The sequence below is a fragment of the Fulvimonas soli genome, assembly GCF_003148905.1.
Classification (GTDB): Bacteria; Pseudomonadota; Gammaproteobacteria; order Xanthomonadales; family Rhodanobacteraceae; genus Fulvimonas; species Fulvimonas soli.
This window is the reverse complement of the sequence record NZ_QGHC01000017.1, coordinates 1-17,247: the sequence shown is the minus strand read 5'-3', so window position 1 is coordinate 17,247 and position 17,247 is coordinate 1. Positions and strand designations below refer to the sequence as shown.

11 protein-coding genes are annotated in these 17,247 nt (G+C 71.0%); 5 read left to right on the top strand and 6 right to left on the bottom strand.

Going from position 1 to position 17,247, the window contains the following annotated elements; translation table 11 throughout:
- The first annotated feature begins 24 nt into the window (after window positions 1-24).
- Window positions 25-2,352: a Tex family protein gene (locus tag C7456_RS15410; RefSeq protein ID WP_109724695.1), complete on the top strand. Its 2,328-nt coding sequence runs from the start codon at window positions 25-27 to the stop codon at window positions 2,350-2,352.
- Window positions 2,353-2,537: 185 nt separating this feature from the next.
- Window positions 2,538-4,394 carry an autotransporter outer membrane beta-barrel domain-containing protein gene (locus C7456_RS15405; protein WP_109724694.1) on the top strand — a complete coding sequence of 619 codons (1,857 nt, stop codon included), beginning with the start codon at window positions 2,538-2,540 and terminating at the stop codon, window positions 4,392-4,394.
- Window positions 4,395-4,574: 180 nt separating this feature from the next.
- On the opposite strand, the gene C7456_RS15400 is transcribed toward C7456_RS15405, so the two are convergent.
- Together C7456_RS15400 and C7456_RS15395 are read right to left on the bottom strand one after the other, a co-directional pair.
- Entirely contained in the window at window positions 4,575-5,429 is an 855-nt protein-coding gene (locus tag C7456_RS15400; RefSeq protein WP_245889901.1) for a DUF1481 domain-containing protein, read from the bottom strand.
- Between the two features lie 275 nt (window positions 5,430-5,704).
- Window positions 5,705-8,569: a TonB-dependent receptor plug domain-containing protein gene (locus C7456_RS15395; protein ID WP_109724692.1), complete on the bottom strand. Its 2,865-nt coding sequence runs from the start codon at window positions 8,567-8,569 to the stop codon at window positions 5,705-5,707.
- Window positions 8,570-8,878: 309 nt separating this feature from the next.
- Between C7456_RS15395 and C7456_RS15390 the strand changes: the two genes are divergently transcribed.
- Entirely contained in the window at window positions 8,879-9,457 is a 579-nt protein-coding gene (locus C7456_RS15390; protein WP_109724691.1) for a helix-turn-helix domain-containing protein, read from the top strand.
- A 212-nt stretch (window positions 9,458-9,669) separates the two neighbouring features.
- On the opposite strand, the gene glyS is transcribed toward C7456_RS15390, so the two are convergent.
- Both glyS and glyQ read right to left on the bottom strand, forming a co-directional pair.
- On the bottom strand, window positions 9,670-11,814 hold the full coding sequence (glyS, locus tag C7456_RS15385; RefSeq protein ID WP_109724690.1) for a glycine--tRNA ligase subunit beta: 2,145 nt from the start codon (window positions 11,812-11,814) through the stop codon (window positions 9,670-9,672).
- Window positions 11,811-12,722, bottom strand: a complete 912-nt coding sequence (glyQ, locus tag C7456_RS15380; protein WP_109724689.1) for a glycine--tRNA ligase subunit alpha — start codon at window positions 12,720-12,722, stop codon at window positions 11,811-11,813. The genes glyS and glyQ overlap by 4 nt, the downstream gene beginning before the upstream one ends.
- Before the next feature lie 104 nt (window positions 12,723-12,826).
- Between glyQ and tfpB the strand changes: the two genes are divergently transcribed.
- Both tfpB and C7456_RS15370 read left to right on the top strand, forming a co-directional pair.
- Window positions 12,827-14,650 (top strand): type IV pilus assembly ATPase TfpB, encoded by a 1,824-nt coding sequence (gene tfpB, locus C7456_RS15375; RefSeq protein ID WP_109724688.1) that lies wholly within the window; start codon window positions 12,827-12,829, stop codon window positions 14,648-14,650.
- A 22-nt stretch (window positions 14,651-14,672) separates the two neighbouring features.
- Window positions 14,673-15,398 carry a glutamine amidotransferase gene (locus tag C7456_RS15370; protein WP_109724687.1) on the top strand — a complete coding sequence of 242 codons (726 nt, stop codon included), beginning with the start codon at window positions 14,673-14,675 and terminating at the stop codon, window positions 15,396-15,398.
- Window positions 15,399-16,058: 660 nt separating this feature from the next.
- Here the strand turns inward: C7456_RS15370 and C7456_RS15365 are convergent.
- Together C7456_RS15365 and C7456_RS15360 are read right to left on the bottom strand one after the other, a co-directional pair.
- Window positions 16,059-16,385, bottom strand: coding sequence for a DUF1820 family protein (locus tag C7456_RS15365; RefSeq protein ID WP_109724686.1), 327 nt, complete (start codon window positions 16,383-16,385; stop codon window positions 16,059-16,061).
- Between the two features lie 11 nt (window positions 16,386-16,396).
- Window positions 16,397-17,080 (bottom strand): rhomboid family intramembrane serine protease, encoded by a 684-nt coding sequence (locus tag C7456_RS15360; protein WP_170120233.1) that lies wholly within the window; start codon window positions 17,078-17,080, stop codon window positions 16,397-16,399.
- Window positions 17,081-17,247: the final 167 nt, after the last annotated feature.

The window sequence follows — 17,247 nt, the reverse complement described above, 5'->3', positions numbered from 1 at the left end:
GCCACACGAGGACCCGCAACACCCATGCTGAGCATCGAACAACGCATCGCCCAGGACATCGCCGCCAAGCCCGAGCAGGTGCGCGCGGCCGTCGCGCTGCTCGACGAGGGCGCGACCGTGCCCTTCATCGCGCGCTACCGCAAGGAGGCCACCGGCGGCCTGGACGACACCCAGCTGCGCCTGCTGGAGGAGCGCCTGCGCTACCTGCGCGAGCTGGAGGAGCGACGCGGCGCGATCCTCGCCAGCATCGAGGAACAGGGCAAGCTCGGCGACGCGCTGAAGGCCGACATCCTCGCCGCCGACACCAAGGCGCGGCTGGAGGACCTGTACCTGCCGTACAAGCCCAAGCGCCGCACCAAGGCGCAGAGCGCGCGCGAGGCGGGGCTGGAGCCGCTGGCCACCGGCCTGCGCGAGGACCCCACGCAGTCGCCCGAGGCGCTCGCGGCACGCTTCGTCGACGCGGAGAAGGGCGTGCCCGACGCGCGCGCCGCGCTGGAGGGCGCGCGCGCGATCCTGATGGAAGCCATCGCCGAGGACGCCGCCCTGGTCGGCGAGCTGCGCGACTGGCTGTGGGAGAAGGGCCAGATCCGCGCCAGGGTGATCGAGGGCAAGGAGAACGAGGGCGCCAAGTTCCGCGACTACTTCGACCACGTCGAGCCGATCGCCAGGATTCCCTCGCACCGCCTGCTGGCGCTGATGCGCGCGCGCAACGAGGGCGTGCTGGAGCTGGAGCTGGTCCCCGCGCTCGACGCCGAGCAGGGCCACCTGGAGGCCGAGGGCCGCGTGGCCGCGCGCGCCGGCATCGCCGACCGCGGCCGCCCCGCCGACGCCTGGCTGCGCGAGACGGTGCGCCTGGCCTGGCGCGTGAAGCTGCACCTGCACCTGACGCTGGACCTGTTCGGCAAGGTGCGCGAGAGCGCCGAGGACGAGGCGATCCGCGTGTTCGGCGACAACCTCAAGGACCTGCTGCTGGCCGCGCCCGCCGGCGCGAGGACGGTGATGGGCCTGGACCCGGGCATCCGCACCGGGGTGAAGGTGGCGGTGGTCGACCCCACCGGCAAGCTGCTGGCCACCGACACGATCTACCCGCACGAGCCGCGCAACCAGTGGAACGAGTCGCTGGCGCGGCTGGCGACGCTGTGCACGCGGCACGGCGTGGACCTGATCGCGATCGGCAACGGCACCGCCTCGCGCGAGACCGACAAGCTGGCCGGCGAGCTGCTCAAGGGCCTGGCCAAGACCCATCCGGGGCGCAAGCTCGCCAAGATCGTGGTGAGCGAGGCGGGCGCCTCGGTGTACTCCGCCTCGGAGCTCGCCGCGCGCGAGTTCCCCGAGCTCGACGTCAGCCTGCGCGGCGCCGTCTCCATCGCGCGCCGCCTGCAGGACCCGCTGGCCGAGCTGGTGAAGATCGAGCCCAAGGCGATCGGCGTGGGCCAGTACCAGCACGACGTCAACCAGGTGAAGCTGGCGCGCGCGCTGGACGCGAAGGTGGAGGACTGCGTGAACGCGGTGGGCGTGGACGTGAACACCGCCTCCGCCGCGCTGCTCGCGCGCGTGGCCGGCCTCACCCCCTCGGTGGCCGAGAACGTGGTCAGGCACCGCGACGCCCACGGCCCGTTCCCCAACCGCAAGGCGCTGCTCAAGGTGCCGCGGCTGGGCGAGAAGGCGTTCGAGCAGTGCGCCGGCTTCCTGCGCGTGCCCAGCGGCGACAACCCGCTGGACGCCAGCGCGGTGCACCCGGAGGCCTACCCGGTGGTCGAGCGCATCATCGCGCGCTGCGGCCGCGAGGTGCGCGGGATCATCGGCGATACCGCCTTCCTGCGCGGCCTCAAGCCCGAGCAGTTCACCGACGAGCGCTTCGGCGTGCCGACCGTGCGCGACATCCTCAAGGAGCTGGAGAAGCCCGGCCGCGACCCGCGCCCGGAGTTCGTCGCGCCCAGCTTCGCCGAGGGCGTGGAGGACCTGAAGGACCTCCGCCCCGGCATGATCCTGGAAGGCCGCGTCACCAACGTCGCCGCGTTCGGCGCCTTCGTCGACATCGGCGTGCACCAGGACGGCCTGGTGCACGTCTCGGCGCTGTCGCACCAGTTCGTCAAGGACCCGCGCGACGTGGTCAAGGCCGGCGACATCGTCAAGGTGAAGGTGATGGAGGTGGACCTGCCGCGCCAGCGCATCGGCCTGTCGATGCGCCTGGACGACGAGCCGGGCCAGGCGCGCGGCGCGCGGCCGGGCGCGGGCCAGGCGCGCGAGGGCGGGCGCGGCGGCCGCCGCGGCGGGGCGCCGCTCCCGCCCAAGCCGGCGCCGGCCAACGGCGCCTTCGCCGAGGCGCTGGCGCGCGCGATGAAGCGCTGAACCTGGCGAGATCACTGGCCGTAGCGGTCGGGCAAGGCGCTGAGCGACCGTGCCCGAACCGATGCGCCCCCCTATCTGCCGACTCCTTGGTAATCCCGGATGCAGCGCAGCATGCGCACACGTATGGACATGCATTACCGTAACGTCCGGATAACAAGGCCACACTGGCCCAGGAGCCTTACCACATGCCTCGTACCCGTCTTCTCGCCGGCGCCATTGCTGGCGCCCTGCTCTTCAGCAACGCGGCAGCCGCCACCGATTTCAGCAAGGTGGTCGTGATCGGCGACAGCCTCAGCGATGCCGGCAACATTTCGTTGGCCACCGCGCCAGGCGTGCAACCGCCGCTGCGCTTCACCACCAATCCGGGTCAGACCGCCGCCGAGCTGGTCGCCGCGGGGCTCGGCCTTCCGGTCACCCCGTCGCTGACCGGCGGCACCGACTACGCCTTCGGCGGTGCGGGCCTGGTGCACAATTCCAGCGCAGGTCCCATCCCCACCCTGCCGCAACAGCTGCAGATGTATTTGGCCGCGAACGGTGGCAAAGCCGACGCGAACGCGCTCTATCAGGTGTGGGGAGGCGCCAACGACATCTTCTACCTGACCGCCACCACCACCGACCAGAACGCCTTGGCCGCAGGCGCCGTCACCGCGGCGCAGACCGAGATAGGCCTGCTCGGCCAGCTGCAGGCGGCCGGCGCCCGGTACGTGGTGGTCTACAACCTGCCTGACATCGGCAAGACTCCGTCGGCACTCGCTGGCGGCGCTGCCGCCGTGTCGGGCGGCACCCAGTTGTCGGTGCTCTACAACAGCACGCTCAACACCGGCCTGATCCAGCTCAACAGCAACGGTCTCAACGTGATCCCGGTGAACACCTACGCACTGATCGACGAGGTGGTCGCCAACCCGGCTGCCTACGGCTTCAGCAACGTCACCGCGCCGGCCTGCGGCGCCGGCGCCAGCTCGGTGCAATGCGGGCCGCAGGGCTCGGGTTTGCCGTACACCTACGCGCCGGGCACCGACCAGACCTACCTGTTCGCCGACGGCGTGCACCCGACCAGCGCGGCCCACGCCATGCTGGCCCAGGTGGTGCTGTCCGAGATCGCCGCGCCCGGCCAGGTCTCGCTGCTGGGCGAGGCGCCGCTCGCGGCCGCGCAGGCGCAGTACCGCGCCATCCGCAACCAACTGCTGGCCGACGGCCAAGGCAGCGACACCCGCCTGTTCGCCAGCGTGGACTACGGCCAGCAGCACTTCGACGCCGCCGGCAACGCACCCAAGACCAGCAGCGACAACGTCGACCTGACCCTGGGCGCCGACGCGCGCGCCGGCGAGCACGTCTCCCTCGGCGTGGCGCTGAGCGTGGGCCAGCACGACGCCGACTTCGCCCACGGCGGAGGCGGCTACAAGATGCAGGACGTCTCCGGCCTGGGCTATGCGCTGTACCACAACGGCGGCGGCTACATCGGCGGCTTCGCCAGCTTCGGCCAGTCCAACTTCAAGGACATCGACCGCCGCATCCAGATCGGCGCGGCCACCCGCACCGAGAGCGGCAAGGCCGACGGCTCGCACCTGGGCGGCGGCGTCGAGGGCGGCTGGTGGTTCCGCCTCGCCGAGGGGCTGCAGACCGGCCCGTTCGCGCACGTCGAGTGGCAGACGGTGAAGGTCAACGGCTACACCGAGGGCGGCAACGACAGCACCGCGATGTGGTTCGGCCGGCAGCAGCGCGACGCGCTGATCAGCTCGCTGGGCTGGCGCCTGCAAGGCCAGTGGAAGGTCGGCGACCTGGCGATGGCGCCGTACGCGGAGCTGAGCTGGAACCACGACAGCAAGGCCGAGCCGCGCGCCATCAAGGCCGGCCTCAACAGCCTGAGCGGCAGCTTCGAGCTGCCCGGCTACAGCCCGGACAAGACCTGGGGCAGCGCCGACCTCGGCCTGTCGGCCCAGCTCACCCCGAGCGTGACCAGCTGGATCGCCCTCAGCGGCCGCTTCAGCGACGACAGCCAGCGCGACAACGGCGTCAACATGGGGGTGAAGATCAGCTTCTGAGGTCGCCTTAAAGGGGGCCGCGCGGGGTTGGCCCCTCATCCCTCGCTCCTCCCCCGGAGGAGCGAGGGCAGCGCGAGGTCGACCCCTCACCCCAACCCGCTCCCCCTGCGGGGGAGAGGGAGCGAACGAAAAAGGCCGCCCATCGGGCGGCCTTTGGTTTTTCCTGAACAGGAGCCGGGCTTACTTGCCCTTGCCGTTGGTGACCATGTTGAGCACGTCCTGCGCCTGCTTCTTCAGGCTGGCGGCCTCGTCGTCGCCGAGCGCGTCGGTCTTGCCGCCGGACTCCGCCTGCTTGAGCAGCAGGTTGCCGTCCTTGTCCCAGCCGGCGCGCTCGGTCGAGTTCGGCTTGGCGTCCTGGCTGGACTTCTTCTGCTGCACCACCACCCACGGCGCACCGTCCTGGTAGGCGTAGTCGGTGCTGGTGAAGCCCTTGTCGCCGTAGTCGGCCTGCATGCGCACCAGCCGCACGGTGCCGCCCTGGCGGAACACCTGCCAGGCGCGCGACACGTCCTTGTCCAGCTTGGAGCCGCTGCTGATCTTCATGCCGCCGATCTGCTTCTGCAGCGCGGTGAACTCGGCCAGCTGCTTCTCCGCCGGGGTCTGCTCGGCGGCCAGCTGGATCGACACCTTGTTGGGCGCGCCCTTGGTCAGCACCGGCGCCTGCAGCACCATCGCGTAGTGGCGCTCGCCGTCGACCAGGTTGGCCTGCACCACGTACAGGTCGGCCGGGTTCACGTCGGCCGGGTTGAAGCTGAGCTCGAACGAGACCGGGAACTGGTTGGCCGGCGCCACCGTCTTGCTGGCCAGCGGCGCCGAGTCCTGCGCCGACACGTCGACCAGGTTGATCTCCAGCTTGGCGTCGGCCGACGGCTGGCTGCTGCCCTCGCGCAAGGCGATCGTGCCGCTGACGGTATTGGCGGCCTGCGCAGGGGCGGCCTGGCCGGCGCTGCTGGAGGACGCCTCGGGCGCCGCCTGCGGCGACGAGGAATCCGAGCCGCTGTTGCAGCCGGCCAGGGCCAGCGCGGCTACCGACATCAGTGACCAAACGATCCTGCGCATGAGGGAACCTCTCGAGAACGATATCTAGCGGGCGTGGAAAACAGCCAGTCGCCCGGCACCGCTGTTTTCCGCGGGGGAAGTTCCAAGCATAGCGGAAAAAGGGGTCTGCGGAAAAGTCAAGGGGAACCGGCACTTCCATGCGTCGGCGTATGCGCGGGAACACAAAAAATCCTCCCGGCGGCCGCGGACGGCGGGCGCAAAAAAACCGGGGCCCTCGCGGACCCCGGTCTGCCGTGAAACACCGGCGGCGATCAGAACTTCTGGTTGTAGGACACGTAGAAGTAGCGATCGATGTCGAACAGCGGCAGGTACGGCGGGCTGCCGGAGCCGGACGCGGTGACGTTGTAGTAGTACGGCCCCTTCTTGTTGAAGAGGTTGTTCACGCCCACGCTGACCGTGCCGTTCCAGGGCAGCTTGTAGCGGAACTGCGCGTCGTTGAAGGTCACGCCGCCCTTGCTGCTGGCACCCACCGTGCCGATCCACGGGTTGGTGTAGTTCGGCTCGTTGCACTCGACGCCCACGTCCCAGCAGCTGTCGCGCAGGCCGGAGAAGTAGCGCAGCGTCCAGGTCGCCCCGAAGTTGCCGTAGCTCCAGTCCAGCGAGGCGTTGGCGCGCACGCGGAACAGGCCCTGGGTGGTGGCCGGCTCGATCATGCCGGCCTGGCCCTGCACCGGCTGGCCCGGACCGTTCTGCACCTCGTACTTGGTGAGGTAGGTCGAGTCCAGCGTGGCGACGAACTGGCCGAACGAGGTCTGCGGCAGGCGGTAGTGCACGCTGAAGTCGTAGCCCTCGGTGTTGAGGCGGCCCAGGTTGGCCAGGCTCTCGTTGAGGCTGGTGATCGCGCCGTCGGCGCCGCGGGTGAAGCGGCCGCAGAAGGCCGGGGCGTTCTGCACGTAGCAGTAGTTCAGGATGTCCGACGCCAGCACCGACTGGATCGTGTTCTTGATGTTGATCCTGTAGTAGTCGAGCGTGAAGTCCAGGCCCTGCACGTAGTGCGGGCTGTAGACCAGGCCCAGCGTGCGGGTGACCGAGGTCTCCGGCTTCAGGTCGGGGTTGGAGCCCGACAGGAACGGCGTCGGGGTCTGGCCGCCCTGGGCGCTGGAGATCGGCGCGCCGGACTGGGTGATCTGGCGGTAGCCCGCCGGCACGCCGGCGGCGCGGCAGGCCGAGGCCACGCCGGCGTTGCTGGCGGCCGCGCCGTACACGCTGTCGCACGGGTCCAGGAAGGACTCGAAGCTCTGCCCGGTGCCGCCGTACAGGTCGTTCAGCGTCGGCGCGCGGAAGCCTTCCGCGTAGGTGCCGCGCACCAGCAGGTCCTCGATCGGGCGCCAGCGGAAGCTGTACTTGTTGTTGGTGGTGCTGCCGAAGTTGCTGTAGTGCGAGTAGCGGCTGGACACGTTCACGCCCAGCTCCTGCGCGCCCGGCAGGTCGCGCAGCACCGGCACGTCCAGCTCGGCGTAGGCCTCGTTGAGCTGGTAGGCGCCGCGGGTCGGCGCGCTGGCCAGGTCGGTGGAGTAGCCGGAGGAGGCGAACTGGTCCGGGGTGAACGAGCCGCTCTCGCGGCGATGCTCCACGCCCAGGGCCAGGTTGACCGTGCCGGCCGGCAGGTCGAACAGGCCGCCGCCGACGTTGGCGCTGAAGTCCTGCGTGGTGTCCTTCGCCGAGGCCTGCTCGACCGCGGCGACGTAGTTCCACACCGACTGCGGCGTGCCGCCCGGGCCGGCCAGGATGTTCCACGGCACGCAGCCGGCGGCGCGGTCGTCCGCGTCGGCGCAGACCACCTGGCCGTCGACCACCGCGGTCGGGCCCAGCGCCTTGGCCGCGTTCAGCAGGTTGAGGTTGCCGGTGGTGGTCTGGTGGATGTCGGCCTTGGAGTAGTTGTAGGTGACGTCCCAGTTCCAGTCGTGCGCGCCGAGCGCGAAGTAGCCCTCGGCGCCGACGTCGAAGTGCGACAGCTTGGAGGTGCTCTCGGTGACGCGCGGCAGCTCCACCGTGCGGCGGAAGAACTCCACGTCCTGGCCCGGGAACGGGTTGTAGGCGTTGTCGCCGGAGATCAGCACCTGCTGGTTGCCGTCGCTGCGGAACGGATAGCCGGCCAGCTGCGAGGAGGAGCTGCGCTCGCTGTAGCTGCCGGTGGCGCGCAGGGTGACGTTGTCGGTGAGGTTGTAGCGCTCCTGCGCGAACAGGTTCTTCAGGCGCGTGGGCGCGCGGAAGGTCATGTCGGCCTGGGTGTTGTACAGGTCGTCGACGTTGCTCGGGTCGTACAGGTGGTAGTTGGCGAGGTTGGAGGTGTCGCCCGCCTGGCCGTTGGCGTGGTTGATCACGTAGCTCTCGCCGGTGGCCGGGTCGACCACGCGGCCCCAGGCGCCCTGGCCGTAGCCGTCGGTGGGATGGCGCGGGCCGTAGGCGTAGGTGGTCTCCTGGCGCTTGCGGTCCCAGATCGCGTCGGTGTTCTGGTAGCTGGCCGAGAAGATCGTGTTGGACTTGTCGGTGCTGGTGCCGAAGGTGATGTCGTACTGCTGCTGCTGGCCGTCGCCCTTCTGGTTCTGGCCGTAGTAGACGTTGGCCTCGGCGCCGTTGTAGTGGTCGCGGGTGATGATGTTGACCACGCCGCCGATGGCGTCGGAGCCGTAGATCGAGGAGGCGCCGTCCTTGAGCACCTCGATGCGCTCGATCATCGAGGTCGGGATGGTCGACAGGTCGGTCAGACCGTTGATGCTGGTGCTCCAGCGGCGACCGTTGACCAGCACCAGGGTGCGCTGCGAGCCGAGGTAGCGGATGCTGGTGTAGCGGCCGCCGACGTCGGAGCCGGAGGACAGCGTGTCCTGCGGGGTGATGTCCGGCGTGCCGGCCGACACCATGCGCTGCAGGATGTCGCTCACGTCGGTCAGGCCGGTGGCCTGGATCTGCGCGCGGTCCATGGTGAACACCGGCTGCGCGGTCTCCACGTCCACGCTGCGGATGCGCGAGCCGGTGACGGTGATGGTCTCGAGCTTCTTGGCGCTCTCGGGGGAGGTGGCGTCGCCGCCCTGGGTCGCGTCCTGCGCGAAAGCCGTCCACGCCGGCAGCATCAGCGCTGCCGCCACGGCGGTCGCCAGCAAAGTCTTCTGCTTCATTGTTGTTTTCAAACTCCGAACGAACAAAAGCCCACGGCCGGCCGCGAAGCCGGTCGGAAAGCCTTGGGGACACGGTGCGCCGGCCTTGGGGAAGGGCCTCGCGCGCACCACGGCATCGCCGCCTCGGGGAAGGGGGAGGCGATGTAAATCCGACGTTAAGCCAAAGGGGCGGAACGGTGCAAGTTCGGCGCCGCGTCAACGCCGGCGGCCCCCCTCGCGTTAACGCGAATTAATTTGCACCGGCGTGGTGGCGGTGCGTAAATGCTTGCGCCGCCCGACCGACCCGCAACTTTTTTCAGGAAAGCGCGTATGTCCCGCCGATCCAGCAAGCCCGCCAGCCCGCCCGAGGGCGGCAGCACGTTCGCCGACCGCATCCGCCTGCTGATCCAGCGCGTGGGCAGCGCCACCGAGATCGCCCGCATGTGCGGCTTTTCCGAGGGCGTGGTGCGCAGCTGGCGCGACGGCAACACCGACCCCTCGCGCGCGCGCTGCGTGACGCTGGCGCGCACGCTGGGCATCTCGCTGGTCTGGCTGGTCGCGGGCGAGGGCTCGATGCTGCCGGGCGACCAGGACGCCGCCGCGAAGGACGACCCGTCCAGCAGCGAAGTGCTCAGCTTCCCGCGCACGCGCGCGCGCTTCTCCGGCCCCGGCGGCGCGTCCGACACCGGCACCAGCATGGTGGACACGGAGCGGCTGAGCACGGCCATGCGCATCCTGCAGTCGGAGCTGGAGCTGGCCGGCAGCCAGCTCTCCCTGACCGAGCACAGCGACCTGCTGGCCGAGCTCTACGGCATCCTGGGCCCGCAGGGCAACCAGGTCGACGCCGCGGCGATGCTGCTGTTCAACCACCGCCTGGCCGAGCGCCTGCACGCCAAGCGCAGCGCCTGACGCGCCGGCCGGCGCCGCCTTGGGCCTGTTCACGATCTCCAAGTATCCCCCATGAAACGTCATCCCGGCGAAAGCTGGGATCCAGCGTCGCTGACTTTTCGAGGGAAAGTCACCGGATGACCAGCCCTTCGGCTGTTGAAAAGCGCCTCCTGCCTTCGCAGGAATGACGGAGGAGGGAATAGCCGCGCCGACGGTGGATCGTGAACGGGCTCTTACAGCCGGGAGATGTCGGCCACGCTGCCGAACTGCTGGCGCAGCTGCGCCAGCAGGGCCAGGCGGTTGGCGCGCACCGCCGGGTCGTCGGCGTTCACCAGCACCTCGTCGAAGAAGCGGTCGACCGGCTGCTGCAGCTGCGCCAGCCGCGCCAGCACGCCGGCGTAGTCGTTGCCGCGCAGCGCGCCGGCCGTGTCGGCGCGGGCGGCGTCGAGCGCCGCGGCCAGCGCCCGCTCGGCGTCGAGCTCGAACAGCGCCGGGTCGATCCGGCCGGAAGCCGGCGCGCCGCCCTCCTCCTCCTGCTTGCGCAGGATGTTCGCCACGCGCTTGTTGGCGGCGGCCAGGCTGGCCGCCTCCGGGCGGCGGCCGAACTCGACCACCGCGCGCAGGCGGCGGTCGAAGTCGTACAGGCTGGCCGGCGCCACCGCCAGCACCGCCTCGAAGGCCTCGCCGCCGAAGCCCTGCTCGGCGTAGTAGCCGCGCAGGCGGTCGAACACGAACTCGACCAGCTCGGCGCGCAGCGCGGCGCGGCGCGCGCCCGCGTCCAGCGCCGGGGCCTTGCCGTCCTTGCCCGGCTTGAGGCCCGCCGCCAGCGCGGCCTCCGGCAGCAGCTCCAGCGCCTCGGCGAACAGCGCCGACAGGTCCAGGTCGAGCTTGCCCTCGATCAGCGTGCGCGCCAGGCCCAGCGCGGCGCGGCGCAGCGCGAACGGGTCCTTGTTGCCGCTGGGCTTGAGGCCCACCGCGAAGATGCCCGCCAGGGTGTCCACGCGCTCGGCCACCGCCAGCACCTGGCCCAGCTTGCCCGGCGCGATGGCGTCGCCGGCGTAGCGCGGCTGGTAGTAGCCGTCCAGCGCCGCGGCCACCTCCGGCGCCTCGCCGTGGTGCTGCGCGTAGTAGCGGCCCATCACGCCCTGCAGCTCGGGGAACTCGCCGACCATGCGGGTGAGCAGGTCGCACTTGCTCAGCGCCGCCGCGCGCGTGGCCGCGCCGGCGTCCACGCCCACCCGGCCGGCGACGATGCGCGCGAGCTCCGCCACGCGCACGCTCTTGTCCCACAGGCTGCCCAGCGCCTGCTGGTAGGTGACGTTCTTCAGCGCGTCCTGGTAGCCCGCCAGCGGCGCCTTGAGGTCCTCGTCCCAGAAGAACTTGGCGTCGGCGAAGCGCGGGCGGATCACCCGCTCGTAGCCCTTGCGGATCTGCGCCGGGTCGCGGCTGTCGATGTTGGCCACGCCGATGAAGTGCTCGGTGAGCCTGCCCGCGGCGTCGAACACCGGCACGAACTTCTGGTTGGTCTCCATGGTGGTGACCAGCGCCTCGGGCGGCACCGCGAGGAACTCGCGGTCGAACGCGCAGGCGATCGCCACCGGCCACTCGGTGAGGTTGGCGATCTCCTCCAGCAGCGCCTCGTCCAGCCGCGGCACGCCGGTGGTCTGCCGCGCGGCGCGCGCGACCTCGTCGCGCACGCGCTGGCGGCGCTCGGCCGGATCGGCCAGCACCTTGGCCGCGCGCAGCGCGTCCAGCCAGCCGTCGGCGTCGGTGACGTGGACCGGGTTGGGGTGCATGAAGCGGTGGCCGCGCGACTTGCGCCCGCTCTTCAGGCCCAGCACCTCGCCGTCGACGATGGCGTCGCCGTGCAGCATCACCAGCCAGTGCGCCGGGCGCACGAAGCTGTAGTCGTGGTCGGCCCAGCGCATCGGCCGGGGGATCGGCAGGCCCTTCAAGGCCTCGTCCACGATGGCCGGCAGCAGCGCGGCGGTGGGCTGGCCCGGCTGCACGCTGCGGTAGACGAACCAGGCACCCTTGTCGGTCTCCAGCTTCTCCAGCTTTTCCACCCCGACGCCGCAGGACTGCGCGAAGCCGAGCAGCGCCTTGCTGGGCCGGCCCTCGGCGTCCAGCCCGGCGCTCACCGCCGGGCCGCGGCGCTCGATGGCCTGCTCGGGCTGCGCGGCGGCCACCTCCGGCACGTGCACGGCCAGGCGGCGCGGCGTGGCGTAGGCCTTCGCGCCGTCCAGCGCGGCGGCGATGCCGCGCCTGGCCAGCCCGTCGCAGATGCCGCGCAGGAAGGCGGCGGATAGCTCGTCCAGCGCCCTGGGCGGCAGCTCCTCGGTGCCCAGCTCGATCAGCAGCGACTTGGCGGCGCTCATGCGGCCTGCTCCTCGGCGTTCTTCTTCAGGCCAGGGAAGCCGAGCTTCTCGCGCTGCGCCACGTAGGCCTCGGCCACCGCGCGCGCCAGCGTGCGCACGCGCAGGATGTAGCGCTGGCGCTCGGTGACGCTGATCGCGCGGCGCGCGTCGAGCAGGTTGAAGGTGTGGCTGGCCTTCATCACCTGCTCGTAGGCCGGCAGCGGCAGGCCGGCGGCGATCAGCCGGTTGGCCTCGCCCTCGCACACGTCGAACCAGTGGAACAGCTCCGGCACGTTGGCGTACTCGAAGTTGTAGGTGCTCTGCTCCACCTCGTTCTGGTGGAACACGTCGCCGTAGGTCACCGTGCCGTGCGGCGCGCGCGTCCACACCAGGTCGTAGACGTTGTCCACGTTCTGCAGGTACATCGCCAGGCGCTCCAGGCCGTAGGTGATCTCGCCGGTCACCGGGCGGCACTCCAGGCCGCCGGCCTGCTGGAAGTAGGTGAACTGGGTGACCTCCATGCCGTTGAGCCACACCTCCCAGCCCAGGCCCCAGGCACCCAGCGTGGGCGATTCCCAGTTGTCCTCGACGAAGCGCAGGTCGTGCACCAGCGGGTCGATGCCCAGCTCCTTCAGCGAGCCGATGTAGAGATCCAGGATGTTCTCCGGGTTCGGCTTCATCACCACCTGGTACTGGTAGTAGTGCTGCAGGCGGTTGGGGTTCTCGCCGTAGCGGCCGTCGGTGGGCCGGCGCGAGGGCTGCACGTAGGCCGCGGCCCAGGGCTCGGGGCCGAGCGCGCGCAGGAAGGTGGCCGGGTGGAAGGTGCCGGCGCCGACCTCGGTGTCGAGCGGCTGCAGCAAGACGCACCCCTGCGCCGCCCAGTAGCGGTTGAGGGTCTGGATCACATCCTGGAAGGTGGGCGCGGACATGGCTTCCCGTGGCCTTGCGTAAAGCGCGCTAGTATAGCCGCAGCCGGCCCTGGCGCCGGGTTTCGCGCCGGTCGCACCGCACTTCAGGGGGATCCTGCATCCGGATGGCTGCCTCACCGCAAATCGCCTCGCTGCTCGGCCGCCGCGGCCGGCTCGGGCTGGACGACGTGCTGGCCGCGCTGGTGGTCGACGGCCACGTCGCGGCCGAGGACGCCAAGCACGTGCGCATGGGCCACCGCGCCGGGCGCAGCACGGTGGAGCTGCACCCGCTGGTGGTGATCGCCAACGCCCGCCTGCCCAACCAGCGCGAGCCCGGTCGCCCGCTCAGCCTGGAGGGCCTGACCGAGTGGCTGGCGGCGCACGCCGGCCTGCCCTACCTCAAGATCGACCCGATGAAGATCAACGTGGCCGCCGTCACCCAGGTGGTGAGCCACGCCTACGCGCAGCGCCACCGCATCCTGCCGGTGGCGGCCGCGCCGGGCGAGGTGACCTTCGCCACCTGCGAGCCGTTCGACGCGGCCTGGGCGGCCGACCTCGCGCACATGCTCCGCCGCGACGTCAAGCGCGTGGTGGCCAGCCCGATCGACATCAACCGCTACCTGCAGGAGTTCTACGGCGTCCAGCGCTCGATCCAGCTGGCGCAGGACGCCAAGGCCAACGTCGGCTACGACGCCGGCGCGCTGCTCAACTTCGAGCAGCTGGTGGAGCTGGGCAAGGCCGGCGAGGTCGGCGCGGACGACCGCCACGTCGTGCACATCGTCGACTGGCTGCTGCAGTACGCCTTCGAGCAGCGCGCCTCGGACATCCACCTGGAGCCGCGCCGCGAGGCCGGCCTGATGCGCTTCCGCATCGACGGCGTGATGCACAAGGTGTTCGAGCTGCCGCCGCCGGTGATGACCGCGGTGACCGCGCGCATCAAGATCCTCGCGCGCATGGACGTGGCCGAGAAGCGCCGTCCGCAGGACGGCCGCATCAAGACCCGCTCGGCGGCCGGGCGCGAGGTGGAGCTGCGCATCTCGACCATGCCCACCGCCTTCGGCGAGAAGGTGGTGATGCGCATCTTCGACCCGGACATCGTCGCCAAGGACTTCGCGCAGCTCGGCTTCTCGCCGGAGGAGGACGCCGCCTGGCGCGGCATGGTCGAGCGCCCGCACGGCATCGTGCTGGTGACCGGCCCCACCGGCTCGGGCAAGACCACCACGCTGTACTCCACCCTCAAGCACCTGGCCACGCCGGCCATCAACGTGTGCACGGTGGAGGACCCGATCGAGATGGTCAGCCCCGAGTTCAACCAGATGCAGGTGCAGCCCTCGATCGACCTGGACTTCGCCGCCGGCGTGCGCACGCTGCTGCGCCAGGACCCGGACATCATCATGGTCGGCGAGATCCGCGACCTGGAGACCGCGCAGATGGCGGTGCAGGCCTCGCTCACCGGCCACCTGGTGCTGTCCACCCTGCACACCAACGACGCGCCCAGCGCGGTGACCCGCCTGCTCGACCTCGGCGTGCCGCACTACCTGATCCAGTCCACCCTCACCGGCGTGGTGGCGCAGCGCCTGGTGCGCACCCTGTGCCCGCACTGCAAGCAGGAGGCCGCGCAGGACCCGCACGAGTGGGCCGCGCTCACCCATGGCTGGTCGCTGCCGCTGCCGGGGAAGGTCTGCCGCCCCGTCGGCTGCCTCGAATGCCGCAACACCGGCTTCCTCGGCCGCACCGGCATCTACGAGATGCTGCGGCTGAGCCCGCGCCTGCGCGGCATGATCTCGGCCCAGCTCGACCTCGGCGGCTTCGGCGCCGCGGCGCTCGCCGAGGGCATGCGGCCGCTGCGCATCTCGGCCGCCGAGCAGGTGGCGCGCGGCCTGACCACGGTGCAGGAGGTGCTCACCGTGCTGCCGCCGATCGAGCAACCGGACGACCACCAGCCGTAAGGACGTCCATCCGCCCGCTGCCATGAAACCCGTCCTGATCATCCGCACCGGCCGCGCGCCCGACGACATCCGTGCCCGCCACGGCGACTTCCCGCACTGGTTCCGCCTCGCCTCCGAACTCGCTCCGGCGCGGGTGCGCGTGGTGGACGTGCAGGCCGGCGAGCCGCTGCCCGCCCCCGGCGAGGTGGCCGGCGCGCTGATCACCGGTTCGGCGGCGATGGTCACCGAGCGCGCCGCCTGGAGCGAGCGCACCGCCGGCTGGATCCGCGACGCGATGGACGCCGAGCTGCCGATGTTCGGCGTCTGCTACGGCCACCAGCTGATGGCGCACGCGCTCGGCGGGCGCGTGGACTACCTGCCCGGCGGCCGCGAGATCGGCACGCTGCCGATCGAGCTGCTGCCCGGGGCGCGCCACGACCCGCTCGCCGCCGCGCTGCCCGCGGTGTTCCGCGCGCACACCACGCACGAGCAGAGCGTGCTCGAGCCGCCGCCCGGCGCCACCGTGATGGCGCGCTCCGCGCGCGATCCGCACCACCTGCTGCGCTACGGCCGCAACGCGGTGAGCGTGCAGTTCCACCCGGAATTCAACGCCGACGTGATGCGCGCCTACATCCGCCGCAAGCGCGAGGCGATGCACAGGGAAGGCTTCGATCCGCACCACGCCTACCGGCAGGTGGCCGCCACGCCGATGGCGCGGCGGCTGTTGCGGCACTTCGCGCGGCACCATGGATTGAGCGGCTCGCGTTGAGCTCCACGCCTCCGGGCGGCGTCGGCAGCCCCAATGGCGCCGCGATCGGAGCGCACGCATCGCCGCCGTCATGGCCGGGACATGGCCTGAGGGCCTGTCCACGAATCTCCCGTACCCTGCCGGGAGCCGTCTGCGTGCGGGCCGGGGAAGCGCCTAGGTACGCAAGGAGGCGCCATGGGTGGCGCTGGCTTTGAGGAGCGAGGAATGGGCGCCCGACCCGCGACGGCGCGGATGGCGGGAGCGGGACGATGGCCCGGGCATCGCGGCCGGAGGCCGCTCCCACAAGGCTTGCGAGGCCCCCCTGTGGGAGCGGCCTCCGGCCGCGATCAGCCTGCCGCAAGGCCGCCAGCGACCTCGATGCCGGGCCCGCCAACGCATGGCGGTTCAACGAGGGCCACGACACGCCGGTCCTTGGCGTCGCCCGGGATACCACGTCTGGTCATGCGCGCGGTTGACGGCCGGCCGGGCCGCGCTGGTGGGCCATAGGCAACATCCCCCGCCGCGAAGGGCAAGCCGGTTCGACTGCTGAGCGAGCGTTGGCGTGAGCCTGGGCGCGAATGAAGCGGACGATTCGGTCCGCGGAACTCCGCCAGTGAGACGACCGCCGGTGCATTCACCGATCCCAGGGAGATACTGGCACGAAGCCGCAAAGCCGCGGATTCAGCGCGTGCTGCGCGGCGGCATCGGAAACGGCGTCACCTTCTGGCCGTCCGCGGCATCGCGGATCGCCAGCACGCCCTTGCGCTCGACCTCCTCGATGCGCACCACCGCCTGCATCGGCAGGTGCAGCACGCGGGTGTCCTTGAACTCCTCGCGCAGGCGCTCCTCGGTCGGGTCCACCACCAGCCCCTCGCCCGCCGGCTCGAACACCAGCTCGCCGACCTCGGTGAAGCCCCACAGCGCGCTGGACGCGACGTGCCTGGCATAGAGCTCGTAGCTCTTGCCCAGGTGCAGGAAGGTGACCTTGTAGAGTTTCTTGGTGCGCATGGCTGCGCATTCTAGCCGCGCAGCCGCCGCGCGATGGCCTCGCGCGACAGCAGCGCGAACACGATGCCGAACAGGAAGCCGGCGATGTGCGTCCACCACACCACCGCCCCGTAGCTGGGCCCCGCGTAGCTGAAGAGCAGCTGCAGCAGCACCCAGATGCCGATCAGCAGGAACGCCGGCGCCCGCACGAATTCCAGGTACAGGCCCAGCGGCAGCACCAGGCCCAGGCGCGCGCGCGGGAACAGCGCCGCGTAGGCGCCCAGCACCGCCGACACCGCGCCGCTGCAGCCGATGATCGGCAGCCGCACGCCGGCCAGGGTCAGCGCGCCGACCAGGTTGGCGATCACGCCGCCGCTCAGGAACAGGGCCAGGAAGCGCAGCGAGCCCAGCGCCCGCTCGGCGGGCAGGCCGAAGATCGCCAGGAACAGCAGGTTGCTGAGCAGGTGGATCCAGGCGACGTGGATGAACAGCGCGGTGAACAGGCGCAGCAGCGCGGGATCGAGCAGCTGGTTCCACAGGGGCTCGCCCGCATCGAACACGTTGGCGGGGATCGTGCCCCATTCGAGCAGCAGCGACAGCCGCTGCGGCGGCGGCGTCAACGCCAGGCCCACGAAGCAGGCCACGCAGACCAGCACGAGCAGCCAGGTCGCCCAGCGTGCCCCGCTGCGCCGCCGCGTCTCCACGTGTACGAACAAGCCGCACCTCCCCTGCGTCGCATCACGAGGCGACCGCGACCGCATGATAGGCGATCGCGGCTGCCGATCTTTCACCGCCTAGCCGAGAAGACCTGGTTGGTCTACCAGCGGGAGGCGCAGCGGGTGGCGCGTAGCGTGGTGCTCAAGCTGAAGACGGCGGACTTCCG

What these genes read in the sequence shown, in the direction of transcription:
- C7456_RS15410 (WP_109724695.1), top strand. Translation starts at nt 25, where the DNA reads ATGCTGAGCATCGAACAACGCATCGCCCAGGACATCGCCGCCAAGCCC.
- C7456_RS15405 (WP_109724694.1), top strand. Translation starts at nt 2,538, where the DNA reads ATGCCTCGTACCCGTCTTCTCGCCGGCGCCATTGCTGGCGCCCTGCTC.
- C7456_RS15400 (WP_245889901.1), bottom strand. Translation starts at nt 5,429, where the DNA reads ATGTCGGTAGCCGCGCTGGCCCTGGCCGGCTGCAACAGCGGCTCGGAT.
- C7456_RS15395 (WP_109724692.1), bottom strand. Translation starts at nt 8,569, where the DNA reads ATGAAGCAGAAGACTTTGCTGGCGACCGCCGTGGCGGCAGCGCTGATG.
- C7456_RS15390 (WP_109724691.1), top strand. Translation starts at nt 8,879, where the DNA reads ATGTCCCGCCGATCCAGCAAGCCCGCCAGCCCGCCCGAGGGCGGCAGC.
- glyS (WP_109724690.1), bottom strand. Translation starts at nt 11,814, where the DNA reads ATGAGCGCCGCCAAGTCGCTGCTGATCGAGCTGGGCACCGAGGAGCTG.
- glyQ (WP_109724689.1), bottom strand. Translation starts at nt 12,722, where the DNA reads ATGTCCGCGCCCACCTTCCAGGATGTGATCCAGACCCTCAACCGCTAC.
- tfpB (WP_109724688.1), top strand. Translation starts at nt 12,827, where the DNA reads ATGGCTGCCTCACCGCAAATCGCCTCGCTGCTCGGCCGCCGCGGCCGG.
- C7456_RS15370 (WP_109724687.1), top strand. Translation starts at nt 14,673, where the DNA reads ATGAAACCCGTCCTGATCATCCGCACCGGCCGCGCGCCCGACGACATC.
- C7456_RS15365 (WP_109724686.1), bottom strand. Translation starts at nt 16,385, where the DNA reads ATGCGCACCAAGAAACTCTACAAGGTCACCTTCCTGCACCTGGGCAAG.